Source organism: Microcoleus sp. Pol17C6, assembly GCF_036701145.1.
GTDB lineage: Bacteria > Cyanobacteriota > Cyanobacteriia > Cyanobacteriales > Microcoleaceae > Microcoleus.
On sequence record NZ_JAUBQH010000003.1, the window covers coordinates 198,180 to 220,781 of the forward strand.

Genomic DNA, 22,602 nt, shown 5'->3' on the forward strand with positions numbered 1-22,602 from the left:
TATCAAGGGGAGGGAGTAAGAAATTCACAAATGATTTAGGATTGCTATAGTTTTCTCCCTTGTTCTCCATAAAAGGGATTTAAATCCTCGGCGTTTTGTTCATGCAGCTTGTTGAAAATGCTGCAATGTCTCAGTTTAACCCTAGCCAATTAATTTCCAGTGTTTCTACAACTAAAAAAACAATGCCGGCGGATTGTCTCGTTATTAATGAGTTTTATTTTAGTTTTGCTTCTAAATGATGGGGTTCACTCCTCGCCTGAAATCGGCAATCAAATTCTTTGGGATACCTATGGAATTCCACATATTTATGGAGAGAATAGTAAAAGCCTTTTCTACGCTTTCGGGTGGGCGCAGATGCAAAGTCACGGTAATCTGATTTTGCGTCTTTACGGGCAAGCTCGCGGGCAAGCTGCCGAATTTTGGGGCGAAGATTATCTGGAATCCGATCGCTGGGTGCAAACTATGGGAATTCCTAATCGCGCTAATGCGTGGTATGAATCACAAAATCCCATTTTTCGCAACTATCTCGATGCTTTTGTTGGCGGAATGAATGCCTATGCAAAAGAACACCCAGAGGCGCTCACCGAAGAATTAAAGATAGCATTGCCCCTCAAACCGGTAGATGTATTGGCACACGCGCAACGTGTCATCAATTTTACTTTTATAGTCGAGCCAGAGCGCGTTGAAGAACTCGCTGAAAATGACACCCCCAAAGGCTCTAATGGTTGGGCGATCGCTCCTTCGCACTCTGAAAACGGCAATGCCATGCTATTGGCAAATCCTCACCTTCCTTGGTCGGATTTATATTTATGGTACGAAGCACAACTGATTGGCCCAGAAATTAACGCTTACGGAGCGACTCTCGTCGGATTTCCTGTATTAACGATCGCCTTTAATGACAACTTGGGATGGACTCATACTGTCAACACTCACGATGGCTGGGATGCCTATGAATTGCCCCTCGCTAACGATGGTTATCGCTTCGATGGCGAAGTCCGAAAATTTGACAGAGAAGAGAAGGTTTTAAAAGTCAAAGAAAAGAATGGAAATTTGCGCTCGGAATCTCTAGTAGTGCGGCGTTCTGTTCACGGGCCGATTCTCACAGAAAAACAGGGCAAAGCGATCGCCCTGCGCGTTGTCGGACTCGATAAACCAGCAGCCCTTCAGCAGTGGTGGGATATGGCACGCTCAAAGAATTTTTCTGAATTTGAAACCGCTTTAAAGCGCTTGGAAATTCCCATGTTTACCGTCATGTATGCCGATCGTGAGGGGCATATCATGCACTTGTTTAACGGTCAAGTCCCCATACGCAAAAACGGAGATTTTAAATACTGGTCAGGCACGATTCCAGGCAATACGTCAGAGACTTTGTGGACCAAAAATCATCCCTATGCGGATTTGCCGCGCGTTGTCGATCCGCCCAGCGGTTGGTTGCAAAATACCAACGATCCCCCCTGGACAACGACGTTTCCCAGCGCGATCGCACCCGATAATTATCCCGCCTACATGGCACCGCGCGGCCCGATGGATTTGCGATCGCAGCGATCGGCAAAAATGCTCTTAGAAGATGAAAAAATCTCTTTCGATGAATTGATTCAATACAAACATTCTACTCAGGTAGAACTCGCCGATCGCCTCCTCGATGATTTAATTCCCGCCGCACGGCAAGGCAGTGAAAAAGCCCGCCGCGCTGCGGAAGTTCTCGCGACTTGGGATCGGAAAGTCGATGCTGACAGTCGCGGTGCGGTGCTGTTTGCCTTTTGGAAACAAGCGATGGATGCCGATCGGTTATTCGCTAAACCTTGGAGCGAAGATGCGCCGCTAACGACGCCAGACGGGTTGGCAAATCCTGCGGAGGCCGTGCGGGTGCTGGAAGCGACAGCAGCCAAAGTTGAGGTAACTTATGGCGCGTTAGATGTGGCATGGGGGGAAGTCTTCCGATTGCCTGGGGAGGCAAATCTGCCTGCAAATGGAGCTGACGGTGCTTTAGGTGTATTTCGCTCAGTATGGTTCGCTCCTGGGAAGGACGATCGCTTTCAAGCGGTTGCGGGCGATTCTTTTGTCGCTGCGATTGAGTTCTCGAATCCGGTCAAAGCGATGGCGCTAAACAGTTACGGTAACGCCACTCAACCTGGTTCGCCCCACGCAGGCGATCAGTTGCAGCTCTTTGCTCGCAAGGAATTGCGCCCTGTATGGCGATCGCGATCGGAAATTGAAGCTCACCTGAGTTCGCGCCAGAAACTCTAGCAGAAGGAAGTTCGGCAACGGATTGTGTAACGGATGTAACGGATGTAATATCAATTCCGGTTGCACCGTCCGTGATTTTTGACTTTTGACTGTTGACTATTGACGGGCGGGTCGAAAAACTGAATGGTTGAGTGTTAACTGTTGACTCGATTTTATGATTTCGATGCAACCGGAAACGATATAACGGATGTCAGGAAAAAGGAAGAAAACCTCTTTCCGTTTCCCCTTTACGCATCGCGCAGCAGCCGGCAAGCATACCCACCGACTGCAACGAGGAATAAGCCCAGCGCGGAGATAGCGTATAACAAAGCCATGCCAGCACCGGCACCTGTCCCGATAATCCCGCCAAAAATAGCTGCTAAAAAACCTCCCGGTTGCATGGCGGGTTCAAAGACGCGATCGGCAAGGGGGCCTGCGATCAATAAACCGATCGCTGACGCCAATTGCACGATAACTGCTCTGGTAGCAAAAACACGCCCCTGTACTTCTGGTGCGACTTTCGCCAGCCAGATCGCCTCGTTGGAACTGCCGAGGATGGGGAAATTGAAAGACGAACAAAATTGAGCGGGAATCCAGATGGAAAGCGCCTGACCGAAAGCAAAGACTATTTTACTCAAGCCCGCGCCTGCCATGCCGAGCAGAAAGCCCCGGATTCGGCGTTTGGGACCGCCCCAAATACTGACGATCGATGCTCCTAAAACGCCACCGGCGCCGGCGGCTGAAAGGATCGTACCGAGGATTCTGGCATTGTTGCCGGTGCGTGCCAGTATCATCGGTGAGTAGAGGGCCGCGCCGATGTCGTGAGCAAACCAGAATAGCGAAACGGACACCAGCAAGGCCAGCAGGCTGGGACGCTCGACAATGTAGCGGAATCCGAAGCTGAGTTCTTGCAATAGGTGAAAGCGAGTCGGCTGGGGATTGGAGGCGATCGCGGGCTGGGGTATTTTGACAGATACTAAGGTGGCGATCGCTATTGTAAAAGTTGCCAGGTCGATCGTAAAAATCCCGCTCAACCCGATCGCAGAATAGAGAATCCCCGCCAGCATCGGAGCAATAATACTCGCACCGTAACTTGCCAAAAAACTTAAACTGCTAGCGCGGCTGTAATGCTTTTCTGGCATCATTGTGGCGATCGCTGCTGAGTAAGCTAACTGCTGAATTTGGTCAAAAATTCCGTTAACTGCACCCGCTACATATAAATGCCATAGTTGCAGGTTTTGGCTGATATAAAGTAATAGGATAGCGAGCGTTAACAGAGCTGAAACCGCATCACCGATCGCCATCAAAACTTTTCGATTACAGCGATCGACGAGAATGCCAGCAACCGGAGCAAGCAAGATGCGTGGCAATTGAGTAAAAAACATCAACAAAGCCAAAGCTGTCGCTTGACTGGTGGACTCCCAAATCCAAATAGTCAGCGCAAACGCGGACATAGCGCTGCCAATCATCGAAGCAGTTTGTCCGAGCCAGAGTTGAATAAATTTTTGCATGGAATAAGCGATTGATAGGATTTAAAATTCAGAGGATAGGGGTTTTTAGGCAGGAGAATGACCGAAAGCATCCAGGATACAAGCCCCCGGATTCATTCCGAAAGCAGACTCAGGACCCAGAAATAAAAAACCTGTATCCGAGAAACTTGCCCCCCGAATTTATCCGTGGGGTCAATGCTTCAATCTAAAATCTAAAATCTAAAATCTAAAATCGATTTACACCCGCATCCAACCGCAGGCCGCTCTCATTAAAACCAAGGCCATTGCTGGCTCAGTGGAGATAATTCTTCATATTGCTGTCTCGCCTCCTTGCGGTAAAATTTCGCCAAATGCCGCTGCCGCCACATCATTACACCCGTAACAAACAGTACAAACGCTGCTAATCCTGCGATCGCGTGTACAAGCCGCAAGTAAATTCCGCCATAGCTGCCAATATGTAGCGGATAAAGCGAGTTGAGAATTAGATTTGCTACAGAAGCTGAATTTACACTGTCAGCCTGCAATATTTCGCCACTGTATTGGTCGAGATAAATGGTGCTAATCCCGTTTGGGTGCGGCTCATTGGGAAATTTTTTCCGTACTTTAAAAGTTGCTTCAGGCTTCAAAGGCAGAGAAATAAAAGTGGTTTTAGCTTCCGGCCAAACGGTATTAACTTGGTGTAAGATTTCGTCAAGGTTTTGCCTCGAACTGCTAGATTGGGGATGAGAAGTCAATGCTGGCTGTGGCTTTTCATTGGTTAGCAAATACAAAGTCGATTCAACAGGCGCGTAAAAAATTATCGCTGTTCCTGTAGCGGATATGAGTATGAGAAAAGCGACCGATACAATGCCAGAAACGTTATGTAAATCAAATACAGTCCGCTGCCAGTGAGCTTTCCAATTAATAGAAAATCCGCGAGCCAAATTGCGCCAACCCGTCCACAATACCAAACCCGTAAAAGTTAGTCCTAGCATTACTAGACCGCAAATGCCGACAACAAGATGACCAAATTCTCCTCCAGCTAATTCCGCGTGTAACGTAAAAATAAAACCTGTAAAAGTTTCTTTCCAAAGGCGCCCACCCGTAATTTTTCCGCTGTAAGGATTGACATAAACGCTAACTATTTCCTCACTCTTTGACAGCATTGAAACTTGGCAAATATCCTTCGCTGAGCGTGGCAGCAAGATACTAAGAGCTTGATTTTGCGGATAAGCTTTTTCGACAATTTGCAGGACATTTTCCAGCGGTATCCGTTCGGCTTGAGGAATTACTTGCAGGAGTTGGGGATTGAAGAACCGCTCGACTTCGGGGCTGAAAACCAGCAAGCTACCGGTTAAAGCAATTACTGCTAGAAATATTCCTACCACCAACCCCAAATACAAGTGCAGTTTGAATGCGAGTTTGCGGAACTTCATCTCGAAATTTTTCTCAAAGCCGTTAACTGTTCTCATTAAGGTAAAACCGATAGTCCGACAGGGAATTCATTCCCTGTCTCAAAGCTAAAGTCCTCGCTATGAGGACTGAGAAAAACACTTTTCAACTCATTAGTCCTATGCAATAGGACTTTAGCTATTAGACAGGGGTTTCAACCCCTGGCGGACTAGCGGGTGGCCGCGAGGACTAGCGGACTAACAGCTTAAATTGACACCAATGGGTTCTTGGAGTGTCCCTACGGGGATATTGAATCTACCTCATCAACCTGCAATCTGCTGTAATTACCAGTTAAGGCGGTAATTAACACTGAGAGTTAAACCCCTCCCTGCATAATTAGAGGTGTCCGAGCCAAATCCAGCTAAGTATTGGGAGATCACGGGAAAATATTGATTATTCAATAAATTCTCGACTTTGACTTGTAGCAGCCCCGAGCCAATTTTAACCGCGCTGACGTAATCCAGTGTGAGATAGCTGCTAATCGGGCCGCCATCCGAGCCGTCTTTGAAGGCTTGATCGCGATTTCCAGAATATAATAACTGTAACCGATTGTTCCATCCCGGCAAAGTTTCGTTTTGAACATAAGCTGTTAGCTTGAGCGGTGGAATTCGGCTGCTATCGAGGGCGATGTAACTGCCTTCCTCCTTATATTCGCCTTGAATATAAGTAGCAGTCCCGCCCAGCGACCATGCTCGTCCAGGTTGCCAATCCACAGTTCCTTCTAAGCCGTAAATGCGTTCTGGGGCGCGGATGAGTTCCAGGCGGCCTGTGTTGCCAACTGGTTGAAAACTGACTCCTAGATCGGAGGTATTGTAAAAAGCGGCAAGCGACATTTGCACGGATTGCCACCCTCCTCGAATGCCAATTTCGTAGTTGTTGACTTTTTGCGGTTGAGTTACTTCTAAAGAAGATTCAATTCCGACAAAATTGTCGGGGGGTTGGCGGAGGATGCGGGCGAAATCAGGGACTGAGAAACCTTGAGAAAAGTTGCCAAATATGTTGAAGTTGTCAGTAATTTTATAGACAGCCCCTGTATTAAATAGGGTGGCGTTAAAATTGCGATCGCCTCCTTCGATCTGGCGATCGTTAAAAGTGGTATAATCATTGACGTTTAACCCGACGCGTTCGTGACGTATCCCGCCACTTAGAATGACGATATCGTCAATATTCCATTCCAATTGACCGAAAAAGCCAAGGCTGTCATAAGTGTAAGGAGGGACGAAAGGACGCTCGGAAATTTTCCGGTAAACCCGGCCACCACTTGCGTCAAATCTCTCCGGATCGTACAAGTCGAAACGCTGTTTGCTATCTTCAGTAATATAGTCAGAACCCCAAGTTAATCGAAGATTTTCGGCACGGGATAAAGGAGTGGTAATCGCCAGTCTACCTCCTATCTGTTCGCTCTCGGCTCGCGAACGAGTAACACCGACAAACGGTCCAAAGAAATCGGAGGTGCGGTAATCTGAAGGAACACCTACATTGGAATTCGTTCGATAGTAGATTTGGCTTTGAAGGCTGCTGCCAAAAAGGTTTTGGTTGGTGTAACTTAGGTTGAGCTGTGTACTTTTATTCCCCGGTGTTTCCCCGTCAATATCCAACTCCCCGGTTCGGATGGCGCGGGCTTTTTGCCGTCCTTCCTGGTCGTCAACACTAAAGTCTGGAATCACATTGGGATCTTGGGTTTCCCGATAGTGATTGACAGTTAGTTGCAGCCGCTGTTCGGTATCCAAATCTACCCCGACTTTGCCCATCACGTTGAAGAGGGTGCTGCTGTCTCCGCCGAGTTCAAAAAAGGGAATGCGATCGCCTTTGGCATCGTAAAAAGCTCCACTTCTAGAGAGCGAGACAGTACCCGTCAGATCGAAATTGCCCGTTCGGCCAGAAATCGTCTGCTGAGCGTTAAAGCCTAAAGCATCTCTTGTGTTTGTTAAAGCGCTACTGACGCCCACTTCAGTAACAGCAGTTAGCCTTTCCTCAGTTGGCCGGCGAGTAATAATATTAATCACGCCACCTGTAGCCTGAGCGCCGTAGATTGCGGTAGAACCCCGCACTACTTCAATGCGTTCGATCGCGCTGGGATCGATGTTTCTAAATTCTCTGCCAAAAGATTGAATATTGGTCGTTTGCGGCACACCGTCAATCAGAACGGAAACGTCGCGACCCCGCAAAGTTTGTCCATAAGTGGCAGTAGTTTGAGTCGGGGGCGCGAAACCGGGAACCTGATTTGCCAGAGCTTCCCCCACATTTCTCGATTGCCCTGCCTGCTGCTGAATTTCTTGTGAGTCTACCACCGTTATAGAGCGCGGCACGTTCGTCACTCTTTCTGCGGTTCGTGTTGCAGTGACGACGATTTCAATCGGGTTTCTCCCCACCTGTGGCGTTCCGGGTGGCTGTGTCGGTGTTCCAGGCGGCTGCGCTGTCGGCGGCAAGGGTTCTCCGGGCGTTCCTGGCGGCTGCGCTGTCGGCGGTAAGGGTTCTCCTGGCGTTCCTGGTGGCTGCGCTGTCGGCGGTAAGGGTTCTCCTGGCGTTCCAGGCGGCTGCGCTGTAGGTGGTAAGGGTTCTCCTGGCGTTCCAGGCGGCTGCGCTGTAGGTGGCAAGGGTTCTGCGGGTATCTCTACCTGCTGCCCGGTCGGTGGCACGGGTGCTGCGGGTGTCCCCGGCTGCTGTGTTGTAGGAGCCGGTGCAGGCGGGCGAGCAGTCATCTGCGAGGTGGGTTGTAAGCTGAGAATCAGACCCGCAGCGTTAGGAATCACCCGTGCGACTGGTTGGCCCCTCTCGCCAATGACTCGGATTCGGATGCTGTTGTTATCTAAAGGAGTAACGGTGACAGAAGCAATTCCCGCAGCCGGTTTGTCTTGACGAAACTCATTTCCCCCCGGTAGTCGCAGTTGAGCGGTGATGGCATCAATTTGTAAAGTTTCGCCAAAGGTGGTGGTGAAGACTTGCAGGGGTCTTCCATCTTCAGTGTCTAGGATGATTTCAATGCCTTCTGACGTGGGGTTGAGGCGAACGCCCGTCACCTGCGCGATGTTGGAAGCGCACGCCGACTGAGCTACTACCGCCGACACGACTCCTGCCAGCCCAAGGCTACTTAATAATTTCTGCGATATGTTCATTAGTCTTGAATCAACAATTGATAGAACTTCGGATATGTGGTTTGCGTTGTTTGCACAACATGATTTGTGGCAGCGTTGCTGCTCTTGTGGGCAGGAGTGAAACTGACCTGCGGAAGATCCGGCCCAGTTGTCGGGCGCAGTTCGATCCGATTCTCCCGTCGCTATCCGCCTTTGTCTGGCAGAAAGCGCGTGAGGGCGAACGCCTCAGTCCGGTGGCGCTCTAGACGATCGCCCACGGTGGGCACTTTCCTCGGTTAAAGGAAGTAGTCGCTGGGGGCTTAATGAGAAAGTGCCTTAATTAGATAACACAGCAGTTACATCTGTCAAGAGTTAACTAATGAAAACTAATTGCATTTTAAGATAGGGGGTTAGACCCCTCTAGCTAGTTGTGTACCACTTGCATATTATGGTTGCGGTAAGGGCTAGACAAACCAGCGCCTAAAATGCTATGGCAAGAGTTAGAAAAGATTGTCATATAGGAAACCATAGCAGTCAACAAATTTGCTGCTAGACTCTTGACAATAAATATCATCTAGCATAGGATGCTTAAAGTCGATAGCCGTAAAGCCCCTGAAGCTGATATCGAAGCTGGCTCGGACTGAAATCGCCCCGGAGCCATTGCCGAACAGCGCGATCGACAAAAAAAACTCAAAACAAGCGCTAATACCCGGATTGAAGACTCAAACACGCTGATGGGAGACTCGTAACGCCCGACAACTGTCCACAGAAAGTCTATGTGGAAAGAATTTGGCGGAACTGGTTGGCGTACTGCAAACAAGATTTATAGGTAAAAAGAATCGATGAGTGACGCAAGCATTAAGGGAAACCAACTCACCGAAAGTTGTACTTTAGTAGAACTCCTGCAAAACAGAGCATTACACCAACCAGAGCAGAAATATACATTTCTGTTAGACGGAAAAACTGAAACCGCCAGTTTGACTTATCGAGAGTTAGACGCGATCGCCCGATCGCACGCCGCGCGACTTCAGACATTGGGGCTCACTGGCGAACGAGCCTTACTGCTTTTCCCGCCAGGATTGGACTATCTCGCCGCCTTTTTTGGATGCTTGTACGCCAAAGTGATCGCAGTTCCCCTCTATCCGCCGAAGCTGAAACGGAATTTAGCGAAAATTAGTGCGATCGCCCTAGATGCAGGAGCAACAGTTGCGATCGCTCCCGCGCGACACCTGGAAAATTTAGAGCAGCTATGCGAGCAAGCGCCGGAACTCAAAGGGCTGCACTGGCTGACAGCAGAAATGCTTGCCGATGACGGGGAAAAGTGGCAGCAGCCACCCATCCATCCCGACGAAGTGGCTTATCTTCAGTACACTTCCGGCTCAACCTCCACCCCCAAAGGCGTAATGGTGAGCCACGCCAACGTTTTATACAACATCGAATACATTCACCGAGGCTTTCACCACGATGCCGAAAGCGTTGCCGTAACGTGGCTTCCCCCGTTTCACGACATGGGGTTAATTGACGGATTGCTCAAACCTTTGTATCTGGGAATTCCCTCTTACTTCATGCCGCCAGCGGCGTTTATTCAGAACCCGATGTGCTGGTTGGAAGCGATTTCGCGCTACAAAGCTACCCACAGCGGCGGGCCAAATTTTGCTTACGACTTGTGTGCTAGCAAAATAAGCAACATCTTGGGCGATGGCCAAAAAATGCTCGACTTGAGTAGTTGGCGCGTGGCTTATAACGGCGCAGAACCCATTCACAAAGAAACCCTAGAGCGATTTACCAAAGCTTTTGAACCCTGCGGTTTTCAGGCGGATGCCTTTTGTCCTGCTTACGGAATGGCAGAAACTACGCTAAAAATTGCCACGGTTCGCAGCGGAATAACACCGAGTTTCTTACCTGTTGACGCTGGGGCGCTGGAAAATAATCACATTGTAGAAGTTGTCGAAGGCGATCGTGGCGCGAGAACTTTAGTCGGCTGCGGTTTCCCTGAATTTGGCACTCTAGTTGCGATCGTCAATCCCGAATCTCTGACGCAATGCCAGCCGCACGAAGTCGGAGAAATTTGGGTAGCTGGCGAAACAGTTGCGCGAGGCTATTGGAATCGCCCAGAAGAGACAGAAAAAACTTTTCAAGCATATCTTTCAGATACCCGCGAAGGGCCATTTTTGCGAACAGGAGATTTAGGCTTTTTACGCGACGGAGAACTGTTTATTACAGGGCGACTAAAAGATCTGATTATCATTCGAGGTCGCAATCTTTACCCCCAAGATATAGAAAGAACAGCAGAGCGCAGCCATCCCAGTTTGCGGCAGGGGGCGATCGCGGCATTCTCGGTGGAAGTCGCAGGCGAAGAACAGCTCGTTATCGTGCAAGAATTACAATCTCGCAAAGCGCCGGATAATGCCGAGGAAATTATCAGCGCCATCCGCTCCAGTATTGCTCAAGAATATGAAGTGCAAGTTTATGGAGTAGTGCTGATCAAGCCCGGAAGCATTCCGAAAACTACCAGCGGTAAAATTCAACGTCGCGCCGCCTGTGCTGACTTTCTAGCTGACAATTTGGAAGTGATCGCGAGTAGCATTTTAGAGTTAGCTGATGCGGTGGAAATCGACAATGAACTCACGCGAGAAATTCTGCTGAAATCAGAGTTAGAACAACGGCAACCGCTGCTTGAAGCTTACCTTTGGCAGCAGGTAAACCGCCGGGGAATTCATTCCCCGGCTAATAGCCAAAGTCGGCTAAAACTGATATCTTGCACCATTGTCAAGAACGGGCAAGATGCCCGTTCCACAAAGAATGAGTTTTCTTGTGGAACAGGCATCTTGCCTGTTCCTAAAAAAGTAATTGAGAATGGTGCAAGATGTGAGCTAAAGCCGACTGAAGACGAATCTTCAATCCACTTCAGTGCCAGCGATAAAACACAAAATATTATCGATCGACCGCTCAGTAGCTTTGGACTAGATTCTTTAAGAATTTTTGAGTTAAAAAATCAAATTGAAAGTGATTTGGGCGTTACTGTATCGGTTGCCGATTTGTTTGAGGATAGGAGCATTGCTCGACTGGCAGTGCAAATTCTAGAGCAACTAACAGGAAATACCAAAGCAGCCGTCCCAAGGCCAGTTTCTCGATCGCGCCATCTTCCCCTGTCTTTTGCCCAAGAGCGTTTGTGGTTCTTCGACCAATTGGAACCCGGAAACCCATTCTATAACCTCTGCGGTGCAGTTCGGATTACAGGACAACTCAATGCAGAAACACTCAGGCAAAGCATTGAGAAAATTATCGAGCGACACGAGATTTTAAGAACTGCGTTTGCTGGTGGTGAAAAACAACATAGACAAGTTATTTGTGATGCGAAAAATTTCCAATTGCCGCTGATAGATTTGAGCCATTTCTCCCCGGAGGAACGCGAGAAAGCAGCGCAAAAACTGTCTACTGAAGCAGCAAAATTGCCCTTTGATTTAACTCAACCACATCTGCTCCGTGCCCAACTCCTGCGCCTATCAGAAACAGAACATACTCTGCTTTTATCCGCCCACCATATCATTTTTGATGGCTGGTCTTTGGGCGTGTTTTTACGGGAACTAGCTGCCTTTTATGAAGGTTTTACTAAGAATAATTTAGCCCCGCTTCCACCGCTGCCAATTCAGTATGCAGACTTTGCAACTTGGCAGCGCCAACAAATGCAGGGAGAAATATTAGAAACTCAACTTACTTACTGGAAGCAGCAGTTAAGTGGCAGCGCAGCGGTTCTAAATTTACCAACAGACTTTTCTCGTCCCGCCGTTCAAAGTTACAAGGGAGGTAGGCAGTTATTTGAATTGCCAGAGCACTTAACCGAGGCAATTAGGCAATTGAGTCGCCGCGAAAAAACTACTTTCTTTATGACATTGCTGGCAGCATTCAAAACACTGCTTTACCGCTACACGGGGCAAGAAGATATCCTCGTCGGTTCACCAATTGCCAGCCGCAACAGCAGCGAAACCGAATCATTAATTGGATTTTTTGTCAATACTTTAGTGCTGCGGACTGACTTAAATGGAAATCCAACTTTTCGAGAGTTGCTGAATCGAGTGCGAGAGGTTGCATTAGGCGCTTACGCGCATCAAGATGTACCGTTTGAGAAGTTGGTAGAAGAATTGCAGCCGAATCGAGATTTAAGTCACTCGCCGTTATTTCAGGTGATGTTTGCCTTTCAAAATGCCTCTGAATTCGCCTTAGAATTGCCTGATTTAAGCCTGAACTGCCAACAGATTCACAGCGGCACAGCAAATTTTGATTTAACTTTGGAATTAGAAGCCACAGCCACAGCTATTAGAGGCTGGTTTGAGTACAGCTTAGACTTATTTGAAGCGGCTACAATCGCGCGAATGGCAGGACACTTTCATAAAGTATTAGAAGGCATAGTGGCGAATCCCTCCGCGCGTCTATCAGATTTGCCCCTGCTTGCAGAAACAGAACGCCAGCAACTTCTATTTGAGTGGAATAATACTGGGATAAATTCGTTTCAAAATGAGTGCGTTCACCGTTTGTTTGAAGCGCAGGCTGCGAAAACGCCTGATGCGGTTGCGGTGCGATTTGAATGCCAAAGTTTGACTTACCAAGAATTAAATAATCGCGCGAATCAACTTGCCCATTACTTGCACCATTTCGGCGTAAAACCAGATGCCATAGTCGGCGTTTATATGGAGCGATCGCTCGATGCGATCGTCGGAATCTTAGGCGTATTAAAAGCAGGTGGCGCTTATTTACCCCTCGATCCGAACTATGCCAAAGAACGCCTGATTTTCATGTTAGAAGACGCTGGCATTCAGGTACTGCTAACGCAAACGCAATTAGCAGTAAACTTGCCAGCCCAAAATAATATTTATGTAATTTCCTTGGATGCAGAGTGGCAGACGATCGCTCAACAAAACAAGTCAAATCCTGATAGCGCCGTCCAGCCAGAAAACCTCGCTTATATCATCTATACATCCGGCTCTACTGGCAAGCCAAAAGGAGTGATGGTGCAGCATCAATCTTTGGCAAATTATACGCAGGCTGCAAGTGTAGAATATGGCATCGAACCAGGCGATCGCATTCTCCAATTTGCTTCCCTCAGCTTCGACGCCAGCGCCGAAGAAATCTATCCCTGTTTAACGCGAGGCGCCACTTTGGTACTGCGCGGAAATTCCATGTTAGACAGCATTTCTTCCTTCCTGCAAAAATGCCGGGAATGGCAAATCACCGTCTTAGATTTACCAACCGCTTACTGGCGCGAATTAACTGCCAGACTCAGCATCGAAAACGCAGAATTTCCCCCGTCAGTGCGCTTGACAATTATTGGCGGAGAAACCGCACTTTCAACATCGCTCAATCAGTGGCAAAAGTGCTTATCAGAAAAAGTGCGGCTAGTCAATACTTACGGCCCCACAGAAACAACCATTGTCGCGACGTGGTGCGACTCTTCCTCCTCTTCCTCTTCTTCTCTCCCCTCTGCGCCCTCTGCGCCCTCTGGGGTTAAAAACTCCGCAAAAACCTTGCCGATTGGTCGTCCAATTCCAAATGCCCGCACCTATGTACTCGATGCTAATTTGCAACTTGTTCCGATCGGAGTCCCCGGCGAACTTTATATCGGAGGTGCGGGGGTTGCGAGAGGATATATCAACCGTTCAGAGCTGAATAGAGAAAAATTTATTCCCGATATTTTTAGCAACGTGCAAGGCGATCGCCTTTACAAAACAGGCGATTTAGTCCGGTATCTTCCCGACGGTAATTTAGAATTTCTCGATCGCACAGATCGTCAAGTGAAAATTCGCGGTTTCCGCATTGAGTTAGGAGAAATCGAATCTGCACTCAGCCATTACCCAGACGTGCAAGAGGCAGTTCTTGTGGCGCGAGAGGAAGATTCAGGCCAAAAGCGCTTAATTGCTTACCTCGTTTTAAACTCAGGACTCAGCATTGGCAACTCTGCACTGATTAAAAATCTGCGCTCTTTTCTCCGGGAACAACTGCCAGATTATATGGTTCCTGCCAGTTTCATGTTTTTAGAAGCGATGCCATTAACGCCAAACGGCAAGGTAGATTTTAAGGCACTTCCCGCACCGGAAACCAACAAGTCAAACGCCGATTTTATCGCACCTCAAACTTTAGAGGAACAAGTATTAGCGGAGATTTGGGCGGAGGTTCTGGGTTTAAAACAGGTGGGAATCAATGACAATTTCTTTGAGTTGGGAGGTCACTCTTTGCTAGCCACTCAACTAATTGCCAAGGTGCGCGATCGCTTTCAAGTCGAGCTATCATTGCGCTGCTTGTTTCAATCCCCTACTGTCGCCAGTCTGGCAGTTGCGATCGCACAAGCTAAGAGCCAGCAGTCGCGCGAACCCCTGATTTCACTGCCCGCGATCGCCCCCGATCCTCAAAATCGCTACAAACCCTTTCCGCTCAATGAAATGCAGCAGGCGTACTGGATCGGGAGAAATAGCTTCTTTGAAATGGGCAATGTTGCCATTCACGGCTATGTAGAAATTGAGAGCGACGAGTTAGATTTAGAGCGGTTTAGCCTCGCGTGGCAGCGAGTTGTAGAGCGTCACGATATGCTGCGGGCGATCGTACTTCCGAACGGACAGCAGCAAATTCTGGAAAACGTACCCGCTTATAAAATTGAGGTTTTGGATGTGCGATCGCTCGCTCCAGAGGTTGCCGGTGAAAAACTCGAAGCAATTCGCGATCGCCTTTCGCACCAAGTGCTGCCGCTCGATCGCTGGCCGCTATTCGAGATTTGCGCTTCGCAAATAAGCGATTGCCGCATCCGGCTCCACATCAGCATTGACGCCTTGTGCATAGACGGCTGGAGTTTTCAAATTTTGTTTGGCGATTTGGTAAAGTTTTACCGCAATCCCCATACTGCGATCGCGCCCTTGCAACTGTCTTTCCGCGATTGCGTGTTAGCTGCGATCGCCTTAGAAAACTCCCCATTTTACCAGCAATCCTTAGATTACTGGCGCAATCGCCTCAAAACCCTGCCACCAGCGCCGGAATTGCCCCTCGCCAAACAGCCGAATTCCTTAACACAGCCGCGATTTAAACGCTGGAGCGATCGCCTAGACTTGCCAACCTGGCAGCGCCTCAAAACGCGCACAGCTCGCGCCAGCCTCACTCCTACGGGTTTATTGCTAGCTGCCTATGCCGAGGTTCTCTCCTTGTGGAGCAAAACGCCTCGGTTTACCCTCAACGTGCCGCGCTTTAATCGCCTTCCCCTCCATCCTCAAGTTGAGGAAATTATCGGAGAATTTGCCTCATTTACTCTGTTAGAAATAGACAACTCAAAGCCAGAAAGTTTTGAAGTACGAGCCAAGCGACTGCAAGAACAACTTTGGCAAGATTTAGAACACCAATATGTCAGCGGCGTGCGCGTTTTGCGAGAACTCGCCCAAGCGCAAGGTACAACCGCAGCGTTGATGCCAGTTGTGTTTACGATCGATCCGCAAAACGCGCCAGGGGAAGATACTTCTATCTTTTCTCTCATTCAAGAATTGGGAGAACTGGTTCATATTATCGGTCAAACGCCGCAAGTTTGGATCGACGCGCAATTTACCGAAACTGCTGACGGGCTTTCTTTTAGCTGGGATGCGGTGGAAGAACTCTTCCCGCCAAGGATGATTGACGATATGTTTGAGGCCTACTGTCGCCTATTGCAACGCCTCGCCAATGAAGAGGAAACTTGGCAGAAAACGGTGCAGTTTCAGCAAGCCTTTACTAACAGCATTGAGGCACCCATTCCCGATGTATTGCTGCACGAATTGTTTGCTGAGAAAGCCGCGTCGCGATCGCACGAACCGGCCATCATTACGCGCGATCGCACCCTCACCTACGAGGAACTATATCTGCGATCGAATCAAGTCGCTCACCGATTGCGGAAGCTGGGAGCTCGCCCCAACCAGTTGGTTGCCGTGGTTGTGGAAAAAGGATGGGAGCAAATCGTCGCTGTGCTGGGCATTCTCGCATCCGGGGCAGCTTATTTGCCCGTAGATGCGACGCTACCAAAAGAGCGGCTGTGGCATTTGCTGGAAAATGGCGAAGTTGAGATTGTTTTGACGCAATCTCAATTAAATCAGCGCTTGGAATGGCCGGAAAATGTGCGGCGAATTTGTCTCGATACCGACGAATTGGCTGCCGAAAGCAGCGAAGCTTTGGAGTCGGTGCAGGAACCGGAAGATTTAGCTTATGTGATTTATACTTCCGGCTCAACTGGCTTGCCGAAAGGCGTGGCGATCGCGCACCGAGGTGCAGTCAATGCGATCACTCAAACCAACCAAGTGTTTAATGTGGCAGAGTGCGATCGCGCGATCGCAGTCACTGCACTGCACCACGATATGTCGGTTTACGATATTTTCGGCATCCTAGCTGCTGGGGGCGCGATCGTCATTCCCGATGCCGCACAACGGTTAGACCCCGCTCACTGGACTGAATTGATGGTCAAAGAGCGCGTCACCATTTGGAACTCGGTTCCACCGATGATGGAAATGCTGCTCGATTACGCTGCCGGACGTTCTGAGGTGTTGCCAGAGTGCTTGCGCTGGGCGTTTCTCGGCGGAGATTGGATACCGATCACGCTGCCTGAGAGGTTAAGGGCGATCGTCAAAGGATGCCGAGTTGTCAGCGTCGGCGGGCCAACCGAAACCACCCTTTGGAATATTTGGTATCCGGTAGAAACGGTTGACCCTTCTTGGAAGAGCATTCCCTACGGATCGCCGATCGCCAATACACGCTATTACATTTTGAATGAAAGGCTAGAAGACTGTCCCGTCTGGGTTGCCGGCGAGATGTGCTGTGCCGGAGTTGGACTGACAAAAGGATACTGGCGAAATGAAGAAAAAACTCGCGCTAGCTTCGTCACGCACCCCGTCACGGGCGATCGCTTGTACCGAACGGGAGATTTAGGGCGCTTCCTCCCTGACGGCAACATCGAATTTTTAGGACGAGAAGATTTCCGCCTTAAAATTCGAGGATTCCGCATCGAAGCAGGAGAAATTGAAGCTGCTTTGAACGAGCACCCAGCAGTCAAAGCATCCATTGTCACCGCCTTCGGAGAAAATCACAGTCAAAAGCGCTTAGTAGCATATATCGTTCCCCAACAAAATGCTGCCCCTGCGGTTGAAGAATTGCGCCAATTTCTGAGTGAAAAACTGCCCGATTATATGGTGCCGTCTGTATTTATAATTCTGGACGCGCTGCCGCTTTCGGCGAACGGCAAAGTTAACCGCAAGGCACTGCCTGAAGCGGATGCCGCGATTCAACCAGAAAAGATTTTTGTGGCACCACGCACGCCTATTGAGGCAATGTTAGCGAGAATTTGCTGTGAGGTTCTCGGCATCGAACAGTTAAGCATAGCCGATAACTTTTTTGAACTAGGAGGAAATTCGCTGCTGGCAATTCAATTAGTAGCAAAAGTCAGAGAATATTGTCAGATAGAATTGCCTTTGTGCGATATTTTTGCAGGACGATCGCTCGCCGTACTTGCAGAAAAGATTTCTGAAGCCAAAAACAAAAATACGGCCGTTGAAGAACCCGCGATCGCGCCTGTTTCGCGATCGGCGTACCGCATGAAATTGTCCTCTTTGCGCTAAGCACAAATCAGTGATGAGTCATGGGATTGCAGCCCATAACTCATAACCAATCCCCAAATATCGGCTGCCATCTCAATTACCAACTACCAGTTACTAATCCAATGACGGTGCATTTTTCCGAAAAACCTCCAACAGATACTCGCGACTTGGCGAATGCTTCCGAAGAAGAAGTATTTGCATTTCCCACCTCTTTTGCCCAGCAAAGACTGTGGTTTATCGATCAATTGGAACCGGGAAACCCTTTTTACAACCTTCCGGCGGCTGTGTTACTAAAAGGCAGGCTAAATGTAGTAGTGCTAGAACGAAGTTTCAAGGAAATTGTGCGCCGTCACGAAGCTTTGCGGACGACATTTTCCACTGTAGACGGTCAACCCGTGCAGGTGGTTGGTCAGCAATTTAATTTCGGGCTGCAAGTTTTAGACTTGCAAAAATTGTCGGAAAGTGAGCGAGAAGAAAAAGTAAAACAACTGGCTGCAGAAGAAGCTAGTAAACCTTTTGATTTAACCAAAGGGCCGCTGTTGCGAGCTAGTTTGCTACAGTTAGATGCTGAGGAATATGTCTTGCTGTTGACGCTGCATCACATTATTTTTGATGGCTGGTCCATCGGAGTCTTTCTGCAAGAATTAGCAGCACTTTATGAAGCGTTTTTGATTGGCAAACCATCCCCACTTCCCGAACTTTCCATACAGTACGCCGATTTTGCTATTTGGCAGCGGGAATGGCTTGCGGGCGATTCCCTGCGGGATAGCTTCGCTTCACGCTTGCAAACTCAACTTAACTACTGGAAAAAGCAGCTCAGTGGCGTTCCCCCCTTGCTGGAATTGCCAGCCGATCGCCCCCGTCCCCCGGTGCAAACCTATCGGGGCGGGAAAGAATCATTTCTCATCCCGAAAACGCTAACGGAAGCCCTCAAAAAGCTCAGCCGCCAGGAAAATGTCACCCTGTTTATGATGCTGCTAGCAGCCTTTAAAACGTTGCTCTATCGCTATACAGGACAGGCAGATATCCCCGTTGGCTCTCCCATCGCCAACCGCAACCGAGCGGAAATTCAAGGGCTAATCGGGTTTTTTGTCAATACTTTGGTATTGCGAACTGATTTGTCAGGCGCTCCCACTTTTCGGCAGTTGCTCGATCGCATTCGGGAGGTGAGTTTAGAAGCTTACGCTCACCAGGATTTGCCGTTTGAGAAACTGGTTGAAGAGTTGCAACCCGATCGCAATTTGAGCTACAATCCGCTGTTCCAAGTTGCTTTTGTTTTGCAAACTGCACCTGTTGCTGCGGAATCAATCGCCGGACTCAATCTCACTCTTTTAGATGTTGACAATCAGACAGCAAAAGTTGATTTAACGCTGCATTTAGAAGAAAAGCAGGAAGAAATTAGCGGTCAGTTTGAATACAGTACCGATTTATTTGATGCGGTAACTATTAGGCGGATGGCGGGGCATTTTCTCGCGTTGCTGGAGGGCATAGCTGCCAACCCAGAGCGGCGGATTGAATATCTACCGTTGCTGGGGGAAAAAGAGCGGCATCAGTTATTAGTAGAGTGGAATGACACCCGCGCCGATTATTCGAGCGATCGCTGCATTCATCAATTATTTGAAGCGCAGGTCGAGCGAACTCCTGATGCCATTGCAGTCGTATTTGAAGACCAAAAACTCACTTACCGCGAGCTGAATGAACGAGCCAACCAACTCGCGCATTACCTGCAACACCTTGGCGTCAAGCCAGAAGTTTTGGTGGGAATTTGTGTCGAGCGATCGCTTGAGATGGCGATCGGTATTCTCGGAATTTTAAAAGCCGGGGGCGCTTACGTTCCGCTCGATCCAGCCTACCCGCGCGATCGCTTAGCTTTCACGTTAGAAGACGCTCAAATTTCCGTGCTGCTAACCCAGCAAAAATTGTTAAAAATTCTGCCAGAATGCAGCGCAAAAGTCATCGGATTGGATCGGTGGCAAGAGGAAGAGAATTTTTCGGAAAAGTCAGGTTCGGATTTTAAATTTAATCAGCAAAACCCCTCTAAGTTAGCGTATGTAATTTATACCTCAGGTTCCACGGGCAGGCCCAAAGGGGTTGCGATCGAACACCGCAGCGCCGTTGCCTTTTTGCACTGGGCAAAAGAGGTTTTTTCGCCCGAAGAACTGGGAGGAGTTCTCCTCTCGACATCCATTTGCTTTGATTTGTCAGTTTTCGAGCTATTCGCGCCTCTAAGCTGGGGCGGCACAGCCATCCTGGCAGAAAATGCCTTGCACCTGCCCACTTTAAAAACAGGGGAAAAAGTAACGCTGATTAATACCGTTCCCAGCGCGTGCGCAGAACTGCTGCGAATCAACGGCATTCCCGAAACAGTCCGCACCGTAAATTTAGCTGGCGAACCGCTGCCGAATACTTTAGCGCAGCGGCTTTACCAGCTTCCTCACATTCAGAAAGTCTTCAATCTTTACGGACCCTCAGAAGATACCACCTATTCAACCTTTGCTTTAATTGAAAAAGGTGCCGAGAGAATGCCACCCATTGGCAGCCCGATTGCAAATACGCAGATTTATTTATTAGATCGAACTCTCAATCCCGTGCCGCTGGGAGTACCGGGAGAACTGCATATCGGTGGCGCAGGATTGGCCAGAGGCTATCTGAATCGTCCCGAATTAACGGCCCAGAAATTTATTCCAAATCCTTTTAGCAACTCACCCGACGCGCGCCTATACAAAACTGGCGACTTGGCGCGTTATTTGCCAGATGGAAATATCGAATACCTGGGGCGAATTGATAGCCAAGTGAAAATCCGGGGCTATCGCATCGAATTGGGAGAAATTGAGCAAACCCTGAGACAGCACTCCGCCGTGCGGGATGCTGTGGCGATCGCCCGCGAGGACGGTTCGGGCAACAAGCGCTTAGTCGCTTATGTCGTGCTTAACCAAGACAAACTTCCAAGCATCAGCAACCTGCGCGGCTACCTGCAAGAAAAGCTGCCTGAGTATATGGTGCCTGCTGCCTTCGTGATGCTGGAATCGCTGCCACTGACACCCAATGGCAAAATCGATCGCAAGGCACTACCTGCACCGGATCGCGATCGGCCAGAACTCGAAGAAGCCTTCGCCGCGCCAACCACGGCTATTGAGAAAACCCTAGCGGAAATTTGGGCGCAAGTATTGGGGTTAGAACAAGTGGGAATTGACGACAATTTCTTTGAATTGGGCGGCGATTCTATCCTCAGCATTCAAGTAATTTCTCAAGCCAATCGAGCGGGGTTGCGACTTACACCAAAACAACTGTTTCAGCACCAAACTATTGCACAGTTAGCCACCGTCGCCGATACAACTGGAACCCAACAATCGGAACAGGGATTAATCATTGGCGAAGTTCCTCTGACACCGATTCAGCACTGGTTTTTCGAGCAAAAACTCTCCGATCCGCACCACTGGAATCAGGCGGTGCTTTTAGAGTTGCAGCAACCTCTCGAACCTGCATTAATTGAGTCAGCTTTACAAGAATTGATGAAGCACCACGACGCGCTGCGCCTGCGTTTTGTGCGAGGAGAATCTGGCTGGCTGCAGGAGCTCGCCAATCCCGACGAGGTTGCTCCGTTTACCTGCATTGATTTGTCGTCGCTACCTCCAGAGGAGCGAGAAGCCGCTTTCCAAACCGCCGCCGCTCAGTTGCAAGCGAGTTTGAATTTGTCAGAGGGGCCATTACTTCGCGCTGCCCTATTTGACTTGGGCAAACATCAGCCAAATCGCTTGTTATTGGTCATTCATCACTTAGCGGTTGATGGGGTTTCGTGGCGAATTTTAATTGAGGATTTCCAGACAGCTTATAGCCAGATTAGCCGCGACGAAACAGTGGCGCTACCGCCCAAAACAACCTCATTTAAGCAGTGGGCAGAACGCTTGCATGAGTGGGCGCGATCGCCCGAATTGCAGGGAGAGTTCGATTACTGGTTCGCCCTTTCTCACCAACCAACTTCTCGCTTGCCGGTGGATTTCCCAAACGCAACGAATTTAGTTGCATCTGAAAAGACAGTATCCGTTGCTTTGAGTGTTGAAGAAACAAAACTGCTCTTACAAGAAGTACCTGCCGCTTACCGCACTCAAATTAATGATGTATTGCTAACTGCTTTAGCTCAAGCATTTGAACGCTGGACAGGCAATAACTCACTTTTACTGGACTTAGAAGGTCACGGGCGCGAAGATATATTTGAAGGAGTAGATTTGTCGCGCACAATCGGCTGGTTTACAGCAGTTTTCCCCGTCCTGTTAACTTCAGAAAAACATTCCGATCAAGGGGCTGCCCTCAAATCAGTGAAAGAGCAATTACGATCAGTGCCAAATCGCGGTGTTGGGTGCGGTGTCCTACGATATTTAAACCCAGAAAATGCAAAAAAATTGCACAAATTGCCGCAAGCTGAGGTAAGCTTTAATTATCTCGGACAGTTTGACCAAGTGCTGCCGAAGTCTTCTTTATTAATGCTGTCTTCCAATCCTAGTGGCCCCCTTCGCAGCCCGCGCGGAAATAGGCGTTACCTGCTGGAAATTAACGGATTTATTGCCAGCAGCAAGCTGCAATTAGATTGGACGTACAGCGAAAACATTCACCGACGAGAAAGCATTGAAAATTTGGCAACGGGCTTTATAGAATCGCTGCGATCGCTAATTCAATACTGTCAGTCCCCCGAGGCCGGCGGCTGCACTCCTTCTGACTTTGCAGAGTTTAAGTGGAGCCAGTGGAACCAGGACGATTTAGACAACATTACCGCAATTTTGGGAGAGCTTTAAT

At 48.9% G+C, this 22,602-nt stretch carries 6 protein-coding genes; 3 read left to right on the top strand and 3 right to left on the bottom strand.

Annotated elements, in window-relative coordinates; translation table 11 throughout:
- The first annotated feature begins 207 nt into the window (after positions 1–207).
- A complete protein-coding gene (locus tag QUA25_RS03035; protein WP_333035459.1) occupies positions 208–2,247 on the top strand; it encodes an acylase in 2,040 nt (679 codons plus the stop codon).
- Positions 2,248–2,474: 227 nt separating this feature from the next.
- Here the strand turns inward: QUA25_RS03035 and QUA25_RS03040 are convergent, their stop codons facing one another.
- The 3 genes from QUA25_RS03040 to QUA25_RS03050 form a co-directional block, all read right to left on the bottom strand.
- A complete protein-coding gene (locus tag QUA25_RS03040) occupies positions 2,475–3,737 on the bottom strand; it encodes an MFS transporter (RefSeq protein WP_333035461.1) in 1,263 nt (420 codons plus the stop codon).
- Between the two features lie 248 nt (positions 3,738–3,985).
- Positions 3,986–5,167 carry a PepSY-associated TM helix domain-containing protein gene (locus tag QUA25_RS03045; protein WP_333035463.1) on the bottom strand — a complete coding sequence of 394 codons (1,182 nt, stop codon included), beginning with the start codon at positions 5,165–5,167 and terminating at the stop codon, positions 3,986–3,988.
- A 264-nt stretch (positions 5,168–5,431) separates the two neighbouring features.
- Positions 5,432–8,263, bottom strand: coding sequence for a TonB-dependent receptor domain-containing protein (locus tag QUA25_RS03050; protein ID WP_333035464.1), 2,832 nt, complete (start codon positions 8,261–8,263; stop codon positions 5,432–5,434).
- A gap of 800 nt (positions 8,264–9,063) precedes the next feature.
- On the opposite strand from QUA25_RS03050, the gene QUA25_RS03055 reads away from it, so the two are divergent.
- Positions 9,064–17,832, top strand: a complete 8,769-nt coding sequence (locus QUA25_RS03055) for an amino acid adenylation domain-containing protein (RefSeq protein ID WP_333035465.1) — start codon at positions 9,064–9,066, stop codon at positions 17,830–17,832.
- Between the two features lie 20 nt (positions 17,833–17,852).
- The gene (locus QUA25_RS03060; RefSeq protein ID WP_333035467.1) at positions 17,853–22,601 is read left to right on the top strand and encodes an amino acid adenylation domain-containing protein; all 4,749 of its coding nucleotides are present in this window, start codon (positions 17,853–17,855) and stop codon (positions 22,599–22,601) included.
- The last annotated feature ends 1 nt before the right edge of the window (position 22,602 follow it).